Here is a 1,313-nt window from a genome sequence, read left to right as displayed (position 1 = left end):
GTACAACAGTGTGATCTTGCTGTAGACGCAGTAAATCAGCTCGGGTGCAGCGCAGCAATAATCGATCCCCCATCAAAAGGGTTCTATCTGCTARAGGAGGAAGAAAACGTTCGCTGCCCCTGTGAAGTTCCAATACATCCGCATCAAAACGGCGTTGGAGCCGGCTGCCATGGAGAGAAACACCAATTAGTTCAGATCCAGAMGGTATTTCAACTTCGGTTAGGTAGCCGTTACTTGATAGATGGGCTGTTAGATCATCGTTATTTTGGCCCCGATCAGGCAGGAAGCGGTCGGCCAATAGCACCATGATTAGCCCCCCTAATAGCCACACTGCAATACCAATCGGAGTAAAGCCAAATAATTCAAAGGCCCCATAGCCAAGTTTCTCGCTTACCTCACTGGCAAATAGATTTACTGAGCTACCAAATAGTGTTATGGTGCCGCCAAGTACAGTTGCAAATGAGAGCGGTAAAAGTACCCTTGAAGGTGATACTTTGCGCCTATGGCACCAGCCTTCAATTACCGGCAAAAGGCCAGCAACAATAGGGGTATTAGGAACAAAAGCTGACACTGGCCCCACGGTTGCCACCATCAAGGTGATCATTCGTTTTGGGCTGCGAATTGCATCTGAACCGATTAAGGCTCTCAGGCGATCAAGCCCACCGGAGCGAAATAAGCCAGCTGAGATGGCAAATAAACCCATCACGGTTATCAAGGCTGGGCTGCCGAAGCCTTGAAGTGCTTCCCCTGGCTTGAGAACCCCTGTGGCTATTAGTAGGGCGAGAGCTAACAACCCGGTTATTTCTGGCGCTATCCAGCCACCTATGAACAAAACAATTGCACCGCCAATAACAGCCAGTGTGATCAAACTGGCCGTATTAAAGGCTGCATAAAACAGTTCAAGCATCGCAACGCTTCAAACCAAATGATTATATACCGGTGTGAAACAGGGGAAGGATTGAAGCTAAAAATGTAGTTATAAACTGTGTTTTCGGGATGCAAGGCTTAATCCCCATCCTGAAAGAGTGGTATCTACGCCCTCAGATGCCTGCTCCAAGTGGCCTCAGAAAAGCTGTGACCCTCCTCAAGGGCAAGGGCTACTACCGCCTTGGGGTCGATTGCGCCGTCTAGGCGGGTTTTGAGGGCTGGATTGGCATTTGCCTTGGTGATGAAGGCCTGCAATTGCGCTTTAGACATGGCCTAAATCCTTAATACCCCCTAGTCCTAAAGCCAATTGGCCTTTAAAAACTGCTGAATTCTGCACACTATCTGCTGTTTGGCCTCACTTGGTCCCGCAGGACTCAGATTAAAGC

2 protein-coding genes are annotated in these 1,313 nt (G+C 49.0%); both read right to left on the bottom strand.

Features of this window, described 5'->3' with window-relative positions:
• Positions 1–907, bottom strand: a 907-nt coding sequence (locus C7K08_RS14205) for an SLC13 family permease (RefSeq protein WP_133165323.1), incomplete at its 3' end; no start/stop codon positions are given.
• 125 nt (positions 908–1,032) lie between these two features.
• Positions 1,033–1,197, bottom strand: coding sequence for a Nif11-like leader peptide family natural product precursor (locus C7K08_RS14200; RefSeq protein ID WP_106500046.1), 165 nt, complete (start codon positions 1,195–1,197; stop codon positions 1,033–1,035).
• Between the last annotated feature and the right edge of the window lie 116 nt (positions 1,198–1,313).

Origin of the sequence: Synechococcus lacustris str. Tous (genome assembly GCF_003011125.1) — a bacterium.
GTDB lineage: Bacteria > Cyanobacteriota > Cyanobacteriia > PCC-6307 > Cyanobiaceae > Synechococcus_D > Synechococcus_D lacustris.
Note: the sequence above shows the minus strand (reverse complement) of the source record. Positions and strands in the feature narration are given on the sequence as shown.

Bases quoted from the DNA above. Each gene is read 5' to 3' on its own strand.
- C7K08_RS14200 (WP_106500046.1), bottom strand. From the start codon at position 1,197: ATGTCTAAAGCGCAATTGCAGGCCTTCATCACCAAGGCAAATGCCAAT.